Below are 18444 nucleotides of genomic sequence, written 5' to 3' on the forward strand. Positions count from 1 at the left end.
AGAATAGCGGTTAGGGGTCAGTCTTCTTCCGAGCTCTTGCCGAGTTCGGCCTTGAGCAAGAAGGCGTTCTTGACCGCCAGGGTCTCGCCGCCTTTCAGACCATCGACGATGACGACACGTCCGCCGCTGCGCTGACCGGCCAGCACGTGCTGGACACGGAAGCCCTCCTTTGTCCGCACGAACACCACGTCGTTGCCGTTGACCGTCTGGACGGCCTCTTCGGACACGACGATCCCGCTCGAGGTCGATTGGCGCGAGGTGATGCGGGCGCGGACCAGCTGGCCCGGCTGCAACTGCCCTGCCCCGCCCGTCAGGGTCAGGACGACCGTGGCGCTGCGGGTTTCCTCGTTCACGCCTGGCGTCACGGAGCGGACGACGGCGGTGCGGGTTTCGCCGCCGGTCGTCTCGACGATGGCCTGGTCGCCGGGCTGAATGCGCCGGGCGTCGACGGCGGTAACCGAGGCGTTGACCTGGATCTTGGCCGGGTCGGAGATGCGGAAGAGTTCGGTCTCCGGCGCGACGAAGGCGCCCAGGCTGGCGGTCATGGCGGTCACGCGGCCGTTGATCGGGCTGATGACGGCGACATAGCCACCCGATACCGCCGAGGCGCCGGCCGCGGTCGCGGCGCGACGGGCCTCGGCCTCGGCCACGGCCACTTCGGCCTGGGCGGTCTCATAGTCCTGGCGCGGGCTGACCTTCTGTTCGAAGAGACGCTTCTCACGGGCCAGGTTCTTGCGGGCCAGGTCGGCCTTGGCCGAGGCGACGCTGCGGTCGGCCGAGATCTGGGCGGCCTCGCGGCTGGAGACCAGGGCCAGGGTCTCGCCGGCCCGCACGGGGTCGCCGAGGCGCTTGGTGATGCGGGTGATCGAGCCGGCGGCGCGGGCGGTCAGGGCCGCCTCACCGCCCGGTTCGGCTTCGACGGTGGCCTGAGCGACGACCTCGGCGGCCAGGCCGCCAGTGTTGACCGTCTGCAGCTGGACGCCCGAGGCGGTGATACGCTCGGGACCCATGGCCAGGTTTTGCGGTCCGGCCGCTTCCGCGGCTGCCGCGGGCTTTTCGGTCGCCGGTGTCTCGGCGGGTTTGCCGCCGGACATCTTTCCGACCGAGAAGGCGGCGATGGCGACGACCACGACGGCCGCGCCGCCCAGCAACAACTGCCGGTTCGAGGAATTGGACTTGGGCATCAACGGTCTCCGAAGAGGCGGCCTTGCAGGCGCGCCAGGTCGGCCTCGGCGCGGACGCGCGCCAGCTGGGCCTGGATGGTTTGGTCGCGCGCTTCGGCCAGAGACCGGCGCGCATTGATCAGCTCGACCAGGGGGGCCTTGCCGGACTCGTAGGCGATGCGGGTAAGACGGAAGGCTTCGGCCGCACTGGTTTCGCCTTCGCTCGCCGCGTTGGCCCGCGATTGGGCGGCGCCGAGCTGGAACCGGGCCGTGCGGATGTCGGCCTCGGCGTCGAAGCGGGCAGCGTTAAGCCGGGCCTCGGCCGCCTGCAGCTCGCCCTGAGCGGCGGTGATGTTGCCGCGGTTCTGGTCGAAGACCGGGATGGGCAGCGAGACGCCAGCGACCAGGGCCGTGGAGTCGTCGCCGCTAAAGCGGCGAATGCCAGCCGATACCGTGACGTCCGGCACCGCGCGGGTTCGTTCGATCCGCACCCGCCGGGCGGCGGCTTCACGGTCGGCTTCCGCCGCTACGACCGCCGGGGTCGACAGCGCATCGATGTCGCCGGGCTGGCTCGTGACCTTGGGGCTGGTCAGCAGGCTGTCGCTCAGCGAGGTGAAGGGCGTTGCCGACCCGACGAGGGCTGTCAGCCGCGAGAAGGCGCCGGTCCGTTCGGCCCGAGCCTCTTCTCGGGAGGCCCGCGCGGCGGTCAAGGCCGCTTGAGCCTGCAGGGTGCGTAGCTCGGCTTCCTTGCCGGCGTCGACCATGACCCGCGAGGCGCGCAGCGTCTCGTCGGACAGGGTCACGGCTTCGTCAGCCAGGGCGACACGACGTTCGGCCGCCTCGGCCAGGGCGTAGGCGTCGGCCAGGGCGAAGGCGAAATCAGCCTTGGACTGAACCAGGCGCGCCCGCGCCGCATCGAGAGCGGCGCGACCGGCGGCGACCCGCGCGTCGCGCTTGCCCCCGACTTCGAGCGGCTGGCTCAGCTGGAAGGTCGTCTCGGCATTGTTCGTACCGCTGTAGATCCCCTTGCCGCTGAAGTTCTCGACGGTCACCCCGGCAGTCGGATTGGGGCGGGCGCCGGCCTGGCGGGCCAGACCTTCCGCTTGACGAACGCCGGCCGCCGCTTCGGCGAGCCTGGGCGCATTGGCCTGCGCTTGAGTAAGCAGGTCCTTGAACGGCGGCGCCGGATCGGCGGCCGCGCCGGTCGCGGACGCCAACGCGCCTACGATCGCGGCCGCGCTCACGGCCGCGAAACGCAGCCGCCCACGCATGATGAGAGTCATGAAGATGTGTTCCTAGAGATTGAGACGCAGACGGTCCGCCGCGATGGGCGGAAGGGTCGCGTCAGGCTCTAGGCGGACGATCCAGAAGGACGGGGCGCTCGATCAGCAGGCCCTGGTCCTGCACGGGCTGCCAGGCGGCACGGTCCTCGAACGCGACCGTCTGGGGCGCGAACGACACCGGCAGGCTGATGCTGTGGGCCGAGCAATGGCCCGTACAGGCCGCGAGGGTCTTCTTGACAGGGACCTTTTGGTCGCCCGCGACCTTGATCACGGCCGGGGCCTGGACGTTCGACGCCATGACCTGGGAGGCCACGGACGTCTCGGTTTCCAGAGCCGCGTGTTCGGCCGGGCCGCAAATGACGATGCCCATCAGGAAGACGACGGTGACGAAGAGCGCCACGGCCTTACCGAAGGTGAAACGCACGGGCTGGCCACGGCGCGAGCGCCGCTTTGCGGCGTTTCCGCCGACTTGCCAGCCATGGAGTGCGAGTCCAACCATCCTGAGCTGGCATACCTCTGCTTAGCCGAGATTGAAATGCGTTATATGATTACATGTTATACAATTACACTGAGTGACGACTTGATGCGCCGCAGCGAACACTGAGAAAAGCTAGGCAATACCTAACATCCCCGCCCCAGAACTTCGCCACGACGCGCCAAGATGCCGCATCCAGAAACTCGACCTAACGCCCCGTCGGATAGGGCACGGCCTGCAGGTTGACGTAGTAGGCTTCGAGATCCGTGCCCGCGCCGTCCACCGGCTGCATGACCAGGGCGATATCGTGCCGCCCCTTGGGCAGGGTGAAGACGAAGGACCCATCGGCCGGCTGACGGTCGTGCTCGTAGCGATCGACGGTCTGGACGCTGGGCGCCCCGACATTGACCCGCTTGACGATAACCGGCGCCTGGTCGTTGACCCGCAACAGCGCGCGGACCGAACAAGGACACCCCGCCCCGGTTTCGGCGGCCAGACCGCTGGTGAAGCTGACCATGACGTCGGCCTCGGCGTCCAGGTCCAGCCGGACCTTGCCGACATCGGTCGCGGCCTTTGGGTCAAGCGCCGTCCCGTGGCGATTGGGTGTGTTGAAGTAGGCGATCGCCTTTCGGCTGACGCCATAGGCTGCGGGCTGCTCGGTTGTCGCCGTCGCGGGGGCGTGGGCATGGCCATGCGCGCCATGATCCTGGGCCAATGCCCCATGGGACGCCGCCAGCCAGAGGAGACCCGCCAGGATGGCCGGGGGGAGGATTGCGCGCATACGGGTTCTCCAGGACGGAGAGGCCCTCGCCTCTCCGTCCGCTGGGGTTAGAAGCGATAGCTGGTCTTGATGTAGTAGGTGCGGCCGTTGACGCCGTACGGCGCGACATAGGCGTAAGGGAAGATGCCGTTGTTGTCGGAGCCGTTGGTTCCGGCCGCCACGCTGGCCGCTGTCGAGGCGATCTGCTTTTCAGGATACTTATCGAAGACGTTGTTGACCCCCGCCGACAGGCGCAGCTTGTCGTTGACACGCCAGGCCACGTCCAGGTCCGCGACGATGTCGGCGCGGAAGCGCTGGATAATGTCGGAATTGGCCGAGCCGGGCGCCGAGGGCACCACGGTTACATTGTAGCCGGGGATCAGTGCAGCAACCTGGGCCTGGGTCTTGCCGGTTAGGCCCACCTGGCTGACCTGGCCATAACGCGTTCCGGTCAGGTTGACGCTCCAGGGCCCCTTCTCCCAGTTGAAGTTCAGGGTGATCTTGTCCTTGGGCGTGCTGTCGGTGGTGCGCACCTGCTGGGTGAGGTCAAACAGCGGCGTGGCGATGCCGAGCGCGGCGAGCGGCGCGGGCGTCCCGGCCACGCGATCGAGGCGGGTCTTGTTGAAGTTGGCCGCCAGGGTCGTGGTCAGCTCGCCGAAATCGCCCAGGCCCGCCTTGTGCCGGACGGTCACGTCGACCCCGGTGGTGGTGGTGTCGACCGCGTTGCTTTCGAAGGCGACGGCCGAAATCCCCGAATAGCCTTTGGAGGCCAGCAGCGTGGTGAGCGCCGTGCTCTGGAAGTTCGACGACATGACGATGCGGTCGTCGATAGCGATCCGGTACCAGTCGACGGAGCCGGACAGACCAAAGCCTTGGAACACCGCGCCGACCGAGATGTTGTCGGACTTCTCGGGCGTGAGCGGCTTGGTGCCGACCAGCGCCCCGATGGCGGTGTTGACCGGTACGGTCAGGATCTTCAGCGGCTGGCCGTTGACGAAGCTGATGTTGGTGTTGCCGAAGTACGACTGGGCCAGCGCCGGAGCCCGGAAGCCAGACCCCGCCGAGGCGCGCACCGCCAGGCCCTCGAACAGTTCGAACCGTCCGGCGACCTTGTAGTTGGTCGTGCTGCCGAAGTCGGAGTAGTCCTCGTATCGAATGGCCGCATCGATCATGAAGCGGTCGCCGAAGTCCTTCTCGATTTCGGCATAGAGCGCCTTGGCGGTGCGGTTGGCCGCGGCCGCGTCGGCGGGCGTGATGCCGCCGCCCGGCTGGGCCCCGACCGGGGCTGGTTTGCCGGCGTTGGGCCCATCCAGGATCAGGCCGCCGCCGTTGGCGTAGGACGCCAGCTCCCCGGCGACGAGGTCGTAGTAGTCTTTCCGGTATTCCGCCCCCAGGGCCAGCTTCAGGGGCGAGCCAAGGCCCAGATCCAGCTGACGGGTGAGGTCGAGGTTGGTTGTCCACTGGCGGAACCGCGAACCACCCCGATAGAAGGTGGTCGGCGTGGTCAGCCCCATCGAGACGTTGTTGGAATTGCTGTAGCCGATGTCGTTGATGCTGGTGCCCAGCCCCGTCGACAGGTCCCACTTGAAGCCCAGGACGTCGTCGCCGCGCAGGCCCAGGTTCACCGAATTGTTCTGCAGCTTGATGTCCTGCAAGGGCACGAAGCCGTCTGGATAGAGGGATCGGATGGTTTCATCCTGACCGGCCCGGCGGAAGAAGTTGAAGCTCGTTCCCTTCAGGCGATTGAAGCCACCGAACCCGTAGGCGGTGACCTGGTCGTTGATCGGCAACTCGCCGTTCAAGAAAACGCTGGTGTTGGTGTACTCGGGATCGCCGAACACCCAGATGTTCCGATCGACGGTGGCTTCGCGCGGATCGAGCGTGCCGCTCGACGGCGTCAAGCCAGTGCCGGACCCGAAGTTGGCCGAAGGCGCCACCGCGCCGCCGGCGGCGTTGCGGCCGAAGTACTGCTGGCGGGTGTCGGGCGCGGCGCGGTCGGAGTGTTCGTGGTCCTGGTACTGCACGGTCATGCGGATGACGCCGCCGTCGCCGACGGCGAAGCCCGCCCCGATCGAGCCCTGCAGATCACGTCCATCGCCCTGCGAGGTGACCCCGGCTTGGCCGTTGGCGGTGACGCCGATCGACTTATCCAGCTGCAGGTTCATGACCCCGGCGATGGCGTCCGAACCATACTGGGCGGCGGCGCCGTCCCGCAGCACTTCGATCCGGCTGATCGCGGCGGCGGGAATGGAGTTGAAGTCATAGGCGACGTCGCCCCGGCCGATCTGGTTGCCGTTGTTGAGGTCGGCCGAGGTGTGGCGACGTTTGCCATTGACCAGGACCAAGATCTGTCCGGTCGAGAGGCCGCGCATGGTCGGCGGCGTGATGAAGTCGAGCGCGCCGGCCGCAACGGGACGCGGAGTGCTGAAGCTGGGCACGGCGACCTTCAGCATGTCCTGGAGGTTCGGCGCCGCCCCGCGGGTCAGCTCATCATTGGTGATGGCGTCGATCGGCGTCGCCGAATTGATCGCGGTGCGACCGCCAAAGCGCGAACCGGTGACGACGACCTCCTCCACCTGGGTGTCGGCGGCCGTGGCCTGGGCCATCGCGTCCGACGCCGCAGCGCTCAAGATCGAAACGCCCACGCCCGCCAAAAGCCAGGCGCGACGCTTTCCCCCGTTCGAAGCCATATGAGTTCCCCTTCTTGGACGCTCTTGGTGAACGTCGGTCGCTCACGACGGTGTGGGGATGACGGTAGAATGACAATTGACGGGGGAACACCACTCCATAACTAACTGTTATAGGTCGCCCAGCGCCCACATTAGTAAGGGGCTGAAGCACAGTGCGAGGTCGCCCCGCGATTTTCTTGCCGCGACCTGACGCGATCCTGCGGCGCCGGCGCCCGATAATTGTGCGCCCGACGAATACCTAGCCGCTAGGCCTGGTTGCTGGACACGCTGGAGACGTGGGCCAAAGGCCGAAGAGCGACCGCCCCCATAACAACAGCGTATGGAGCCTTGCAGTCGGAGCCATTGTCACGCCGAGCGCAGCGGCCAAGGATCAGCACCGCTAAAGTCGCCGTGTCGAGGTTTCTCATGTCGTTTCGCCGCTCTGCCCTGCTCGCTCTTCTGTTGGGCGGATCGATGCTCGCGACCGCCCCGGCCAAGGCCGGATCGCCGGCTGGGCAAAGCGATGTGACGGCCATGCTCAAGGACCTGATCCGCTACGACACCACCAATGCGCCCGGCGACACGCGGGCCGTCGCCGACTACTTGAAGACCGTCTTCGACGCCGCCGGGATCCCCAACGAGATCATCTTGGCGCCCAACGGCAAGGCCGCGCATTTCATCGCCCGGCTGAAGGGCGACGGCCGCCAGCGCCCGGTGCTGCTGGCCGCCCATACCGACGTGGTCCCCGTTCAGAAGGAGCGCTGGAGCGTCGATCCGTTCGGGGCGGTCGAGAAGGACGGCTTCATCTATGGACGCGGCGCGCTGGACAACAAGGGCTCGGTCGCCGTGTTCGCCCAGGCCGTCCTGAAGCTTGCCAAGGACCCGGCGGCCCGGTCGCGCGACGTGATCTTTTTGGCCGAAGCCGACGAGGAACAGGGCCAGTTCAACACCAACTGGCTAGCTGAAAACCACTGGGACAAGATCGACGCCGAATTCACCCTGAACGAGGGCGGACGCACGGTGGGAAGCCCGGATGGCAAGGTCCGCGAACTTCAGGTCACCTATGCCGACAAGCTTACGCTCAATCTGAAGATCAAGACCCACGGCCCGACCGGCCACTCTTCCCGCCCCATTCCCATCACCAGCTCGGCCAATGGCCAGCTGGTAACGGCGCTGAATCGGCTTCAGTCGTACGAGACGACCGTGCAGCTGTCTCCGGAGGTCCGCGCCTTTCTGCAGAAGAAGGCCAGGTTGAGCAGCCCGGCCTTGGCGGCGGCCATCGACCAGCTGCTGAAGGCCAAGGACGCTCCAGCACGCGCCACGGCCGCACGCGTGGTCGTGGCCAATGATCCTGGCGGCTGGGGGATGGAGGGCTTGCTGCGCAACACCCTTGTCCTGACCATGCTGAACGCGGGCCAAAAGCCCAATGTCATCCCCGGCGACGCCGAGGCCGTGCTGAACGCGCGCCTGCTGCCTGGTCAGACCGTCGAGGGCTTCATCGCCGAGCTGAAGCAGGTGATCGCCAATCCCAAGGTCGAGATCGAGATCATCAGCGCCCGGCCCAAGGCCGAGATCGCCGCCTACTTCGACAAGCGCTCGAAGATCGCCCCGTCCAATCTCAACACGGCGCTCTTCAAGGCCTTGGAAGACAGCGCCCAGGCGACCTGGCCCGGTGTCTCCGTACTGCCGACCTTGCTGGTCGCCAGCACCGACGCCACGCCTTGGCGCGAACGGGGCGTGCCCGTCTACGGGATTGGAGCCCTCCCCGCCGATCCTGACAGCGCCAGCCGCATCCATGGCGATGACGAACGCGCCGGGATCGCGGACCTGCGCCAGGGGGAGGCCTTTGTTTTCGGCATTCTCAAGCGGGTGACGACCGCTCCAGCGGCGGCGACGGCCGCGAAGCCATAGACGCTACAGTCGAACTTGCCGCAATCCATGCGCAAACCTTATGGTTCTCGTCTGGAGGCGTGGGGCGGCATGAACTTTCGACATCTTGAGGTTTTCCGCGCGGTGATGATCAGCGGCTCGGCCTCGCGCGCCGCCGAGCTGCTGCAGATCACCCAGCCGGCGGTCAGCCGCGCCCTCTCCGATCTGGAGGCCTCGCTGGGCTTCAACCTCTATGATCGCGTCCGCGGACGGCTCGTGCCGACGCCGGAGGGGCAGCTGTTCTTTCGGGACGTCAACACCAGCTTCGTGGGTCTGGACCGTCTGCGCGCCTCGGCCGCCCAGATTCGCGACTTCGGATCCGGCTCCTTGCGGATCGCCAGCCATGCCGCGCTGGGCTCGGCCCTGGTGCCGCGCGCCATCGCCTCGTTCCGCGCCAAGCATCCCAAGATCGCCATCACCCTCCAGACCCCGTCCTCGACGGCGGTGCGCGACCTGGTGGTCCACCAGCAGTTCGACGTGGGATTGGCCGCCGACGAGGTCGATCTCTCGGGCGTCGACCATCGGGTATTCGGCAACTTCCGCGCCCTGTGCGCCATGCCGCCAGGCCATCCCCTCGCCCAGGAACCGGTCATTCGGCCCGAACATCTTCAGGGCGTTCCGTTCATTGCTCTCGCGCCGGAGGACCGAGCGCGCGGACGCCTAGCCAAGATCCTCGAAGCCGCCGAGGTCCACCCCGAGATCGTGGTGGAGACGCCCAGCTCCTCGACCGTCTGCGCCCTGGTGTTGGAAGGCGCCGGCGTTGGCCTCATCAACCCGTGCTCGGCCCACGGCTTCTCCGAACGCGGCGTGATCTTCCGCCCATTCGAGCCCGAGGTGCTGTTCCGGTCGTACCTGCTGTTCCGGCCGGACGCCCAGCGGGCCCGCCACGTGAACGCCTTCGTGGCCGAACTGCTGAAGGCCCGGGCCGGCATCGTCAAATCGACCGGCTCCTAGATCGCCAGCCTCAAGGCTTCATCGCCGTGGAAGCCCCCGTCGACGGCGCCCCTCTCCCGAAATATCAAGGCCTCGCCGATGACCAGTTGCCTGCTCGCCAAGTCCCCAGACCGTCTCGTGGCCGTCGCCGACGGGCGTCTGTCAGTCACTTCAAAGGGCGTACTGACCACCAGCCTCGACAGCGCCCAGAAGATCGTGGTGTTTCCGACGCGCTACGAGATACCGGTCGTCTCGGTGGGACGCTTCAGCCACTTCTCCGAGTACACGGGGCCGACCTGGCACATCGCCTATGCCGGCACCCACGCCTTGGTGAGCGAGATCCTTGACGGATTTCGCAGCCAAGTTTGCGGAAACCTTCGCCTGTCGAGAGGCGAGAATGGCGTCCCGACCTTTGACGAACACTTCGACCGGTCAAGGTCCTATGACGACAGCTACAACTTCGACAATGACGAATTGCCCAAGCTAGAACCCTGGGAACTGATCCACGAGTTCCGGCAGGTGGCGGAGGCGAAATCCACGGAGTGGGCCCTTAACCGCGCCTTCCCCGACTGCGAGTTCCTGCTGTTCGGCAAAGAACTCCAAACCCGGCGCTACGTGGCCCACAAGGCGGTCCCTCGGCATTTGGGCTGGAGTACGGGCTCGCGGGTCGAATTCGATTTCCACTTGATCAAGGACGGGGAACTGGCGGCGATCGGGTCGCCGGAGGTGTCGAAGCGCGCCTATGCCGACGCAGAGCTGATCGGCGGGCTGAGCGGCTGGAGCAAGGCGGCCGACGCCTTCGGAGACGGGTCGATGTTCGCCGACTTTGATCTCGATGGAGACCTCAATGCCAAGCCGACATCAAAGGCTCCGGCGCCGCCCCAGCCCGATCCGGCGGACTGGGGGACCAACAAGGTGCAAGAGCGCCTGATCGAGCACGTGCTCGGAGCCGGCGACGCCGGCGTCGGTGGCAAGCTCACAATCGCCACCGGCGGCTGGTACGGCGAGATTCAGATTGAGAAGCGCTGATCTGACTCGTCACGCGACCTCAATAATGGCGTCGACCTCGACGGCGAAGCCCAAGGGTAGCTGGTAGACGCCGACGGCAGAGCGGGCGTGACGGCCGACGTCGCCGAAGACTTCGACCATCAGGTCCGAGCAGCCGTTGATGACCTTGGGGATGTCGTGGAAGCCGGGACCGGCCTGCACGAAGCCGCCCAGCTTGATCACGCGGACCAGCCGATCGAGGTCGCCCTCGCAGGCCGCCTTGAATTGGGCGATCAGGTTGATCCCGCAGAGCCGCGCGGCCGCCACGGCCTGGTCGATGTCGACGGCCTCGCCGACCACGCCCTTGATGCCGCCACCAACGTCCAGCGAGAGCTGGCCGGAGATATGGACGATATTGCCCGAGCGGACCGACGGCACGTAGTTGGCTACCGGCGGGGTTAGGGCCGGCAGCACGATGCCCAGCTGTGCGAGGCGTTGATCGATCTTGGGCATGGATAGGCTCCTTGCGCCGGCGCGAAGCGCGCGGCGGTCAAACTTCAGCTGGCGAAAAGGGTGAAGGTTAGTGCAGCACCTGGGCCAGGAACTGGCGGGTGCGCTCATGGCGCGGGGCGGCGAAGAATTCGCCCGGCGGCGCGACCTCCAGGATTTGGCCGGCGTCCATGAACACCACCCGATCGGCGGCCTGGCGGGCAAAGCCCATCTCGTGGGTGACGCAGATCATGGTCATGCCCTCGGCGGCCAGCTCGACCATGATGTCGAGCACCTCCTTGACCATCTCGGCGTCCAAGGCCGAGGTCGGCTCGTCGAACAGCATGACCTTCGGGTCCATGCACAGCGACCGGGCGATGGCCACGCGCTGCTGCTGGCCACCCGACAGCTGGCCCGGATACTTGCCGGCCTGCTCGGGGATGCGCACGCGCTCGAGGTAGCGCATGGCCGTCTCCTGGGCGACTTTCTGCGGCACCTTCTTGGCCCAGGTCTGGGCCAGGGTGCAGTTCTCCAGGATCGTCAGGTGCGGGAAGAGGTTGAAGCTCTGGAACACCATGCCGACCTCGCGCCGCGTAGCGTCGATGGTCTTGGGATCGCCGGTCAGCTCGACGCCCCCCACCCGGATGTGGCCGCGATGATGGGCCTCCAGGCGATTGACGCAACGGATCATGGTCGACTTGCCGGAGCCCGAGGGTCCGCAGACCACGATCTTCTCGCCGCTGGCCACGCTGAGCGTGACATCGCGCAGGGCGTGGTAGTCGCCGTACCACTTGTGGACGCCGGACAGCTCGACGGCGGCAGGGGTATCGGTCATCGGCGGACTCCGAAGGCGGCGCGACGCTCCAGCCAGGCCGCGTAGCGCGACACCGAAAAGCAGATCGCGAAATAGATCAGGGCGATGAAGAGGTAGGTCTCGGCATAGGGACCAGGCCAGGCCGGGTCGGCCAGGGCCGCGCGGCCGGAGCTGAGCAGGTCGAACAGACCCACGACCAGGACGAGGCTGGTGTTCTTGACGATCACAACCACGGTGTTGGTCAGCGGCGGGATCACCTTGGCGATGGCTTGGGGCAGGACGACCAGCCGCGTGGTCTGGAACCACGTCAGGCCCAAGGCGCGGGCCGCCTCGGCCTGTCCGGGCGGGATGGTCTGCAGGCCGCCGCGCAACACCTCGGCCAAATAGGCCGCGGAAAACACCGTCAGCGCCTCCAGGGCTCGCAGCAGCTTGTCGATCGTCACGCCGTCGGGGAGCATGATCGGCAGCATGATCGCGGCCACATAGAGGATGCTAAGCAGCGGCAGGCCGCGGACGATCTCGATCAGGGCCACGGCGATCATGCGCGGCACTGGCAGATCCGACTGGCGCGCCAGTGCCAGGACTACGGCCAGCGGAAAACCCAGGCCCAACGAACTGACGGTTAGCAACAGGGTGATCGGCAAGCCGCCCCAGTCGGAGGTCGAGACCTCCTCCAGGCCGAAGACGCCTCCGCCCATCAGCACCAGCACGGCCGCCGTGCCCACGCCCCAGGCCGCGAGGGTGACACGCGTCCAGTGGCGGGGCGGCAGGCTCCAAAGCGAAAGGCCCAGGAAGATCGCCACGACCAGCATCGATCGCCACTGCTCTTCCGGCGGATAGATGCCGAACAGGATCTGCGGATGCTTGTCACGCAGAAAGGCCCAGCAGGCCCCGACGCCGGTACAGGCCGCGCCCTCGCCGCTCCAGACGGCATTGATCACGCCCCAAGACAGCAGCTTGGGCAGGGCCAGGATCACCAGGGCGGCGATCAGCAGGGTGGCGAGACTCGTGGCCAGGTCGCCAAACAGCGCCTTGACCAGATCGAGGCGCGCCCGGGGCGGCGGCGGCTCGGCGGTCAGCGTCTCGGTGCGCAGGAAGACCTGGGCGACGCTGGGTGGGACGGCTTGCGTGCTCATCGTTGCACCAGCGCGATGCGGCGGTTGTACCAGTTCATGAACAGCGAGGCCGAGAGGCTAAGGGTCAGGAACACCGCCATCAGGACGAGGACGCCCTCCACGGCCTGGCCCGTCTGGTTGATGGTGGTGGCGATCACCGAAGAAATGTCCGGATAGCCGACGACCAGGGCCAGGGTCGTGTTCTTGACCACGTTGACGTACTGGCTGGTCATCGGCGGGATGATCACGCGCAGGGCCTGAGGGATGACGACCAACCGCAGGGTCTGGCGCTCCGAGAGGCCCAGCGCCCTGCCCGCTTCCCACTGCCCGATCGGCACGGCGTCGATGCCGCCCCGGATGATCTCGCCGATGAAGGCCGCCGAATAGAGGATCAGGCCCAGCAGCAGAGCGACCAGCTCGGGCGTCAGGGCAAAACCGCCGGCGTAGTTGAAGTGGCCCAGGCGGGGCGTCTCGACGGTCACGCCGGCCTTCACCGCCAGACCCAGCAGCGAGAGCGCGACCAGCCCCGCGCCGCCGAGGATCATCCCACGCTTGCCGATCTCGCGCTGGGCGTAGGCCGCGCCGCCCGCGATCACCACGACCGCGCTGAGCGTCAGGAACAGCGCCGCGCTCGAGAGCCGCAGTCCCGGCAGATAGAGGCCGCGATCCGTCAGGAAGACGCCCTCGATCGGGCTCATCGCCGCGTGGACATTTGGCAGTCCGACGGTGACCAGCGCGTACCAGAACAAGAGCTGCACCACGAGCGGCGTGTTGCGCAGCGCCTCGACGAAGACGGTCGAGACGCCGCGCGCCAACGGGTTCTGAGAGCGGCGCGCCAGGGCGACGACCAGGCCCAGCGCCGTCGAGACCGCGCCGATGACGATGGCCAGCATCAGGGTGTTGGCCAGGCCGGCCGCGAACGCCCAGGCGAAGCTGTCTGACGGCTGGTAGGGCAAGACGCCCTCGGAGATCGGGAAGCGGGCCGAGCGGGTGACGAAGTCGAAGCCGACGGTGATGCCGCGCTTGGCCAGGTTTGCCAGTGTGTTGCCGACCAGCCAGGCTGCGACGCCGGCCACGGCCAGGATCACCAGGCCTTGGTAGACGAGACCGCGAAGACGGCCTTGGGTTGGCGCGAGCCCCGACATGGGCGCGCTCAGTTGAAGGCCAGGGGGACCATCAGCCCCCCGTCGCGCTGCAGGCGGTTGAGGCCACGGTCGATCTTCAGCTTGCTGTCCTTGCCGACGTTGCGGTCATAAACCTCGGCATAGTTGCCGACCTGATGGACCACGTCGTAGGCGAAAGCCTCATTCAGCCCCAGCGCCTTGCCGTTGCCCTTCTCGACGCCGAGGAAGCGACGGACGGTCGGGCTGTCGGATTTCAGCATGGCTTCGGCATTGGCCGAGGTGATCCCCAGCTGCTCGCCCATCAGCATGGCCTGGAACGACCATTTGACGATGTCGAACCACTGGTCGTCGCCGTGGCGGACAGCCGGCGTCAGCGGCGCGACCTCGTCATTGGCCGGGATGATCACGTAGTCGTCGGGATTGGCCGCCTGGGTGGCGCGCACCGAGGCCAGGGCCGAGGCGTCGGTGATCAGGGCGTCGCAGCGGCCGCTGAAGAAGGCTTGGCGCGTGGCCTGGACGCTGTCGAACACCACGGCGTGCAGGCCAAGGCCATACTGCCGCGAGACGTCGGTGAAGGTCACCTCGGTCGTCGAACCGGTCTGGACGCACACAGACGCACCGGCGAGGTCTTTCACGTTCCCGACCTTTGCCGACTTGGGCACCAGTAGTCCGACATAGTCGTAGTAATTGGGAAAAGCGAAGTTCACGCCGTTGCCGTCGCGCGACAGCGTCCAGGTCGTGGTCCGGGGCAGGACGTCGATCTCACCGCTCTGCAAGGCGGTCAGGCGCTGCTGGCCGGTCAGGGGCACGAAGCGGACCTTGTCCTTGTCGCCCAGGGCGGCGGCCGCGACCGCGCGGCAGGTATCGACATCGAGGCCTCGCCAATAGCCCTTCTTGTCGGGCATGCCGAAGCCGACGGTCAGCGGGCTGGCGCCGCAGATCACGTAGCCGCGCTTGCGGACGGCCGCGAGGGTCGCCCCGCCACCGCCGGACTTGTCCTTGGGCTTCTCTGCGCAGGCCGCGAGTCCACAAAGGACCCCCGCCGCCAGAACCATCGAGACCAGTGCGCGCATGTCCTCGCCCCTCCGCTCGCCTTAGGCCAAGGCCGCGAACAGGCCTTCCAGGTCGGCCCACAGATCCTCAGGATCTTCCAGACCGATGCTGATGCGCAGGATGGTCCCCTCTTCCGTCCACGGCACGGCCACCCGGTCTGGACGGATGTCCATCGGTACGATCAGGCTGCGAACGCCGCCCCAGGAGGCGCCGATGGTGAAGGTCTTGAGCGCGGTCAGAGCCGGGCCGAGCTTGTCGTCGACACCCGGCTTCAGCACCACGGCAAAGAGGCCGCTGGCCCCGGCAAAGTCGCGTTCCCAGAACTCTCGGCCGGGGCACTCGGGCAAGGCCGGATGCAGCACGCGCTCCACGCCGGGCAGGCCGACGATCTTATGGGCCAGGTCCGTGCCGACCTTGCCGACATGGGCCAGGCGCACACCCATGGTCTGCAGGCCACGGATGGCCAGCTGCACCTCGTCGGGCGAGACGCCGATGCCGATCATCCGGGTCGTGGCCTTCAGCGCCTTGAATAGCTCGACGTCGCGGACGCTGATCGAGCCCAGCAGCAGGTCCGAGTGACCGCCGACATACTTGGTCAGGGCTTCCATCGAGAAATCCGCGCCATGGACCAGCGGCTTGAACAGCAAGGGCGTGGCCCAGGTGTTGTCGCAACCGACCAGCGCGCCCTTGGCGTGGGCCGCGGCGATGATCGCCGGCACGTCCTGAAATTCCATAGTCGTCGAGCCGGGGGACTCGATCCAGACGAGCTTGGTCCGATCGTCGATCAGGTCGGCGATCCCCGCCCCGATCATCGGGTCATAGACCTCATGGTCGATGCCGCGCGGCTTCAGATAGTTCACGCAGAAGCCGCGCACTGGCGGATAGGCGGTGTCGGGGATCAGCACCTTGTCGCCCGGCAACAGCACGGTGAGGAAGACGATGGTCGCCCCGGCCTGGCCCGAGGGCACGATCACCGTGCGCTCGCCGCCTTCCAGCGCGGTCAGATAGGCTTCGAGGGTCTTGGTCGTCGGCGTACCGTGCAGTCCGTAGGTATAGCCGTCGGGGCCCCGGTACTTTCGGTTCGAATAGGCGTCGGCGTCTTCGAAGACGATGGTCGAGGCGCGGTAGGTCGGCACCTGCAGGCTGGCGTAGCCTTCGTGCGAAACTTCCGGGTAGTGCACGACGCGCGACAGGTCTTTCATGGTGTCCCTCGACTGATCTCGAAGCGGACATTCGGGCCAGCCGGGTAGAAACACAATTGACCGTCAGGCACCGGTCCATGCCCTACGGTTATAGCTCAGGGACCTACCGCGATCGGGTGCCCCTCAGCGCCGCGGCGAAGAAGGATCTCACCGGCCGTTTTCGTCGGGCAAGGATTGGCCTGGCGGCGCCGGTTAGCTCTGCGCGGACCCGGTCCCACTCCTCCTTGAGGACGATGTCGCCCCAAATGATGAGCCATTTGGAGCGGCGCATCCGCTGTTTCAGGGTGCCGGGCTTTTCGAGGGTTCGGATCGCATCGAGGAGATTGCGCGAAGGCACTTCGGTTGGATTGAGCAGCAACTTGATCTTGGCGACCTTGGTATTGGCCAGCCGCTGCTGGGCCTCTCGGGCTTTTCGATCGGCGGCGGACTCTTTCACGCCCGGGGGTGGATCCTGATAGTTCCCCAGCAGGGAGTGAACATCCGCGATCAGCTCCCGCAAGTCGTTGATCCATTCCTGGCGCAAGCGGGCCACGGCATGAATGCCCAGATTGGCCGAATTCGTTGCGGCGATCTCCACATTGCGGGCCGCCGCCGCCGCGTTCGTTCGGGCCACTTCAACATTGTCGGCCGCGGCCTGGGCGTTCTTGTCGGCCACTTCTACGGACCTGAGGCTGGTCGCCGCCTGCTTCTCGCTCACATCGACGGCCCGGGCGCTGATCGCCGCGAGCTTGTTGGCATTCAGGCGAGCCATGAGGGGCGTGACGATCAAGGCAGCCAGCGAAGCGATCAGCGCCGCGATCGAGCTGAGCGCGGTCCACTTCGAAGACTTGTCCGGTTTCTCGACGGCTTCCTTCTGTGCGGTCGTTGAAGGTTCGGAGCCCTTGGCACCGTTGTCCCGCGCCTGGTCCTGCGTGTGTACGAGGCCGGTCTGCGCCGCCGCTGGTAGACCGGCGTCAGCAACAGGTGACGACGGTGCGGCCGCCGGCTGTTCCTGGGCGATGGTGGGAAGTGCGCCGACGACGGAAAGCGCGATTCCTGCGGAGATGATCAGGCAAAGACGCCGAAATGACACGGTTCGAATAGACACGGGCAATCCACACAGGCTTGGCGACTTCAGGATGGGGCCGTCTAAGTGACGCCCAGCGGAGCCGATAGGATCACGCTTGCGACACCTTTCAACGGGTCTCAGTCACTTGTCCTAGCTGGCCTCAGCTTCCTCCTGAAGCATCGGCCCGATTTTGAAGTGAGGCGTGCGCAATGACGCGGGAAGATCCTCAATCATGAGATCTGTCCATGTGTACCCCTTCGACCGCATGCCACCTGCTATCTCCGGGTAGTTCTTGAACATCACCGAATTGTACTCCGGTTTGAAACGGTGGATGAGTTGAGCCTCCACCTCCCTGGTCATGGCCTCGTCGCCCAAAGCGACCAGGGGCTCGCTCATGAAGCGTACGAAGGCCTCTGAGTCGGACAGGTCCACGTCATGCAAAAGCGTCTGAATGCCCGAGACATCGCTCATTCCGCCGTACGGCAGCTCGGCAACGTCCGTCAGGCCGACGACCGATAGCAAGATCAAGGAAACCTCGAACGGTGCCCTCGCGGCGGGGGCGGCCCCCACCGGGCTCTGCACTGTGAGGATCTTTTGCATCTTCTCGTGCCCAGTCAGTCTGTCCCAGACTTTCTGGTCGAACGCTTTCCCCACGTAAAGAACGGTGAAGTCTAAAAACGAAAGGGGATCGCCGCTTCCCGTGGTGTCGACTTCGAGTCCCCTCACAAGCATCTCGTAAAGAAGCTTCTGCGGACTCCACCAGACGATCAAACTTTTGTCTTTTCGAAACAGCTTGATCGCGCCTACATCACGAAATGGCTGCTCTTTGCCCGGTGCCTTGGTGAAATAATGGGTCTCGACGCAAATTGCTTCGCCGGGACCGCAAAGGCCAGCATTGACGAGGTCTACGCGGCAAGCCAAAGGCGTCGTTTCGCCGTCCGCGATTTCGAAAGAAATGACGCCGTCGTCGAGGACCACGTTGTCGAAGTAGGTCAGCGGCCGCTGGACCAGCAGATACAGCGTGCATTTGTCGAGCCGCTCGCGGACGACCTCCTCCTCCTTGAGAAACTCGAACTCATAAGCCGAGACGATCGGGTAGTTCACGGCTACCTGAATATTCGCGACCTTCGCCCCTTGGACGACGTCACCGTCCGCTGCTGCGGTGTCCATGCCCTGCCCTCCCACGCGCTCCAACGACCTTGAGCGATTACGTTGAGAGTCGCCAGCGCAGCAAGACGAACCCGTCAGCTATAGATTTTCTGCTCGTCCAATCCAACAGACCCAAGTACGCGGCAGCCCTCGGACCGACGCCAGGGCACGACGCGCAAGTGTACACGATGAGTTCACGACACCCCGTAAGTCTTTGATATTTATGATTGCTTCCTACAGTCCATCATGGG

The 18444-nt window shown here is 66.1% G+C and carries 16 protein-coding genes; 3 read left to right on the forward strand and 13 right to left on the reverse strand.

What is annotated here, in order from left to right:
- Positions 1–17: 17 nt before the first annotated feature.
- The 5 genes from AC1RJ9_RS14835 to AC1RJ9_RS14855 all read right to left on the reverse strand — a co-directional run bounded on the left by AC1RJ9_RS14835 (position 18) and on the right by AC1RJ9_RS14855 (position 6311).
- On the reverse strand, positions 18–1184 hold the full coding sequence (locus AC1RJ9_RS14835) for an efflux RND transporter periplasmic adaptor subunit (RefSeq protein ID WP_099503335.1): 1167 nt from the start codon (positions 1182–1184) through the stop codon (positions 18–20).
- Entirely contained in the window at positions 1184–2446 is a 1263-nt protein-coding gene (locus tag AC1RJ9_RS14840; RefSeq protein ID WP_062100102.1) for a TolC family protein, read from the reverse strand. Before AC1RJ9_RS14840 ends, AC1RJ9_RS14835 begins: the two co-directional genes overlap by 1 nt.
- Positions 2447–2507: 61 nt before the next feature.
- Complete coding sequence (locus AC1RJ9_RS14845) at positions 2508–2870, reverse strand: hypothetical protein (protein ID WP_062100101.1); 363 nt, start codon at positions 2868–2870, stop codon at positions 2508–2510.
- Between the two features lie 259 nt (positions 2871–3129).
- Complete coding sequence (locus AC1RJ9_RS14850; protein WP_062100100.1) at positions 3130–3702, reverse strand: hypothetical protein; 573 nt, start codon at positions 3700–3702, stop codon at positions 3130–3132.
- Between the two features lie 47 nt (positions 3703–3749).
- Positions 3750–6311, reverse strand: coding sequence for a TonB-dependent receptor plug domain-containing protein (locus tag AC1RJ9_RS14855; RefSeq protein WP_197426802.1), 2562 nt, complete (start codon positions 6309–6311; stop codon positions 3750–3752).
- 513 nt (positions 6312–6824) lie between these two features.
- Here AC1RJ9_RS14855 and AC1RJ9_RS14860 point away from each other — a divergent pair.
- The 3 genes from AC1RJ9_RS14860 (at position 6825) to AC1RJ9_RS14870 (ending at position 10241) form a co-directional block, all read left to right on the forward strand.
- Entirely contained in the window at positions 6825–8261 is a 1437-nt protein-coding gene (locus AC1RJ9_RS14860) for a M20/M25/M40 family metallo-hydrolase (protein WP_168193665.1), read from the forward strand.
- Between the two features lie 69 nt (positions 8262–8330).
- On the forward strand, positions 8331–9233 hold the full coding sequence (locus tag AC1RJ9_RS14865) for a LysR substrate-binding domain-containing protein (RefSeq protein ID WP_062100097.1): 903 nt from the start codon (positions 8331–8333) through the stop codon (positions 9231–9233).
- Positions 9234–9311: 78 nt separating this feature from the next.
- Positions 9312–10241, forward strand: coding sequence for a hypothetical protein (locus AC1RJ9_RS14870; RefSeq protein WP_062100096.1), 930 nt, complete (start codon positions 9312–9314; stop codon positions 10239–10241).
- A gap of 9 nt (positions 10242–10250) precedes the next feature.
- On the opposite strand, the gene AC1RJ9_RS14875 is transcribed toward AC1RJ9_RS14870, so the two are convergent.
- The 8 genes from AC1RJ9_RS14875 to AC1RJ9_RS14910 form a co-directional block, all read right to left on the reverse strand.
- Positions 10251–10712 carry a RidA family protein gene (locus tag AC1RJ9_RS14875; protein ID WP_062100095.1) on the reverse strand — a complete coding sequence of 154 codons (462 nt, stop codon included), beginning with the start codon at positions 10710–10712 and terminating at the stop codon, positions 10251–10253.
- A 67-nt stretch (positions 10713–10779) separates the two neighbouring features.
- On the reverse strand, positions 10780–11523 hold the full coding sequence (locus AC1RJ9_RS14880) for an amino acid ABC transporter ATP-binding protein (RefSeq protein WP_066680041.1): 744 nt from the start codon (positions 11521–11523) through the stop codon (positions 10780–10782).
- Positions 11520–12638: an amino acid ABC transporter permease gene (locus AC1RJ9_RS14885; protein ID WP_062100093.1), complete on the reverse strand. Its 1119-nt coding sequence runs from the start codon at positions 12636–12638 to the stop codon at positions 11520–11522. Before AC1RJ9_RS14885 ends, AC1RJ9_RS14880 begins: the two co-directional genes overlap by 4 nt.
- On the reverse strand, positions 12635–13762 hold the full coding sequence (locus AC1RJ9_RS14890) for an amino acid ABC transporter permease (RefSeq protein ID WP_062100092.1): 1128 nt from the start codon (positions 13760–13762) through the stop codon (positions 12635–12637). The genes AC1RJ9_RS14885 and AC1RJ9_RS14890 overlap by 4 nt, the downstream gene beginning before the upstream one ends.
- Before the next feature lie 8 nt (positions 13763–13770).
- Entirely contained in the window at positions 13771–14814 is a 1044-nt protein-coding gene (locus AC1RJ9_RS14895) for an amino acid ABC transporter substrate-binding protein (RefSeq protein WP_062100091.1), read from the reverse strand.
- A 21-nt stretch (positions 14815–14835) separates the two neighbouring features.
- The gene (gene metC, locus AC1RJ9_RS14900) at positions 14836–15996 is read right to left on the reverse strand and encodes a cystathionine beta-lyase (RefSeq protein ID WP_062100090.1); all 1161 of its coding nucleotides are present in this window, start codon (positions 15994–15996) and stop codon (positions 14836–14838) included.
- Positions 15997–16099: 103 nt separating this feature from the next.
- Positions 16100–17083 (reverse strand): hypothetical protein, encoded by a 984-nt coding sequence (locus AC1RJ9_RS14905; protein WP_127846985.1) that lies wholly within the window; start codon positions 17081–17083, stop codon positions 16100–16102.
- Between the two features lie 111 nt (positions 17084–17194).
- Positions 17195–18214, reverse strand: coding sequence for a hypothetical protein (locus tag AC1RJ9_RS14910; RefSeq protein ID WP_062100088.1), 1020 nt, complete (start codon positions 18212–18214; stop codon positions 17195–17197).
- Positions 18215–18444 lie beyond the last annotated feature (230 nt).

Source organism: Caulobacter sp. GW822-FHT07D08, from assembly GCF_058798735.1.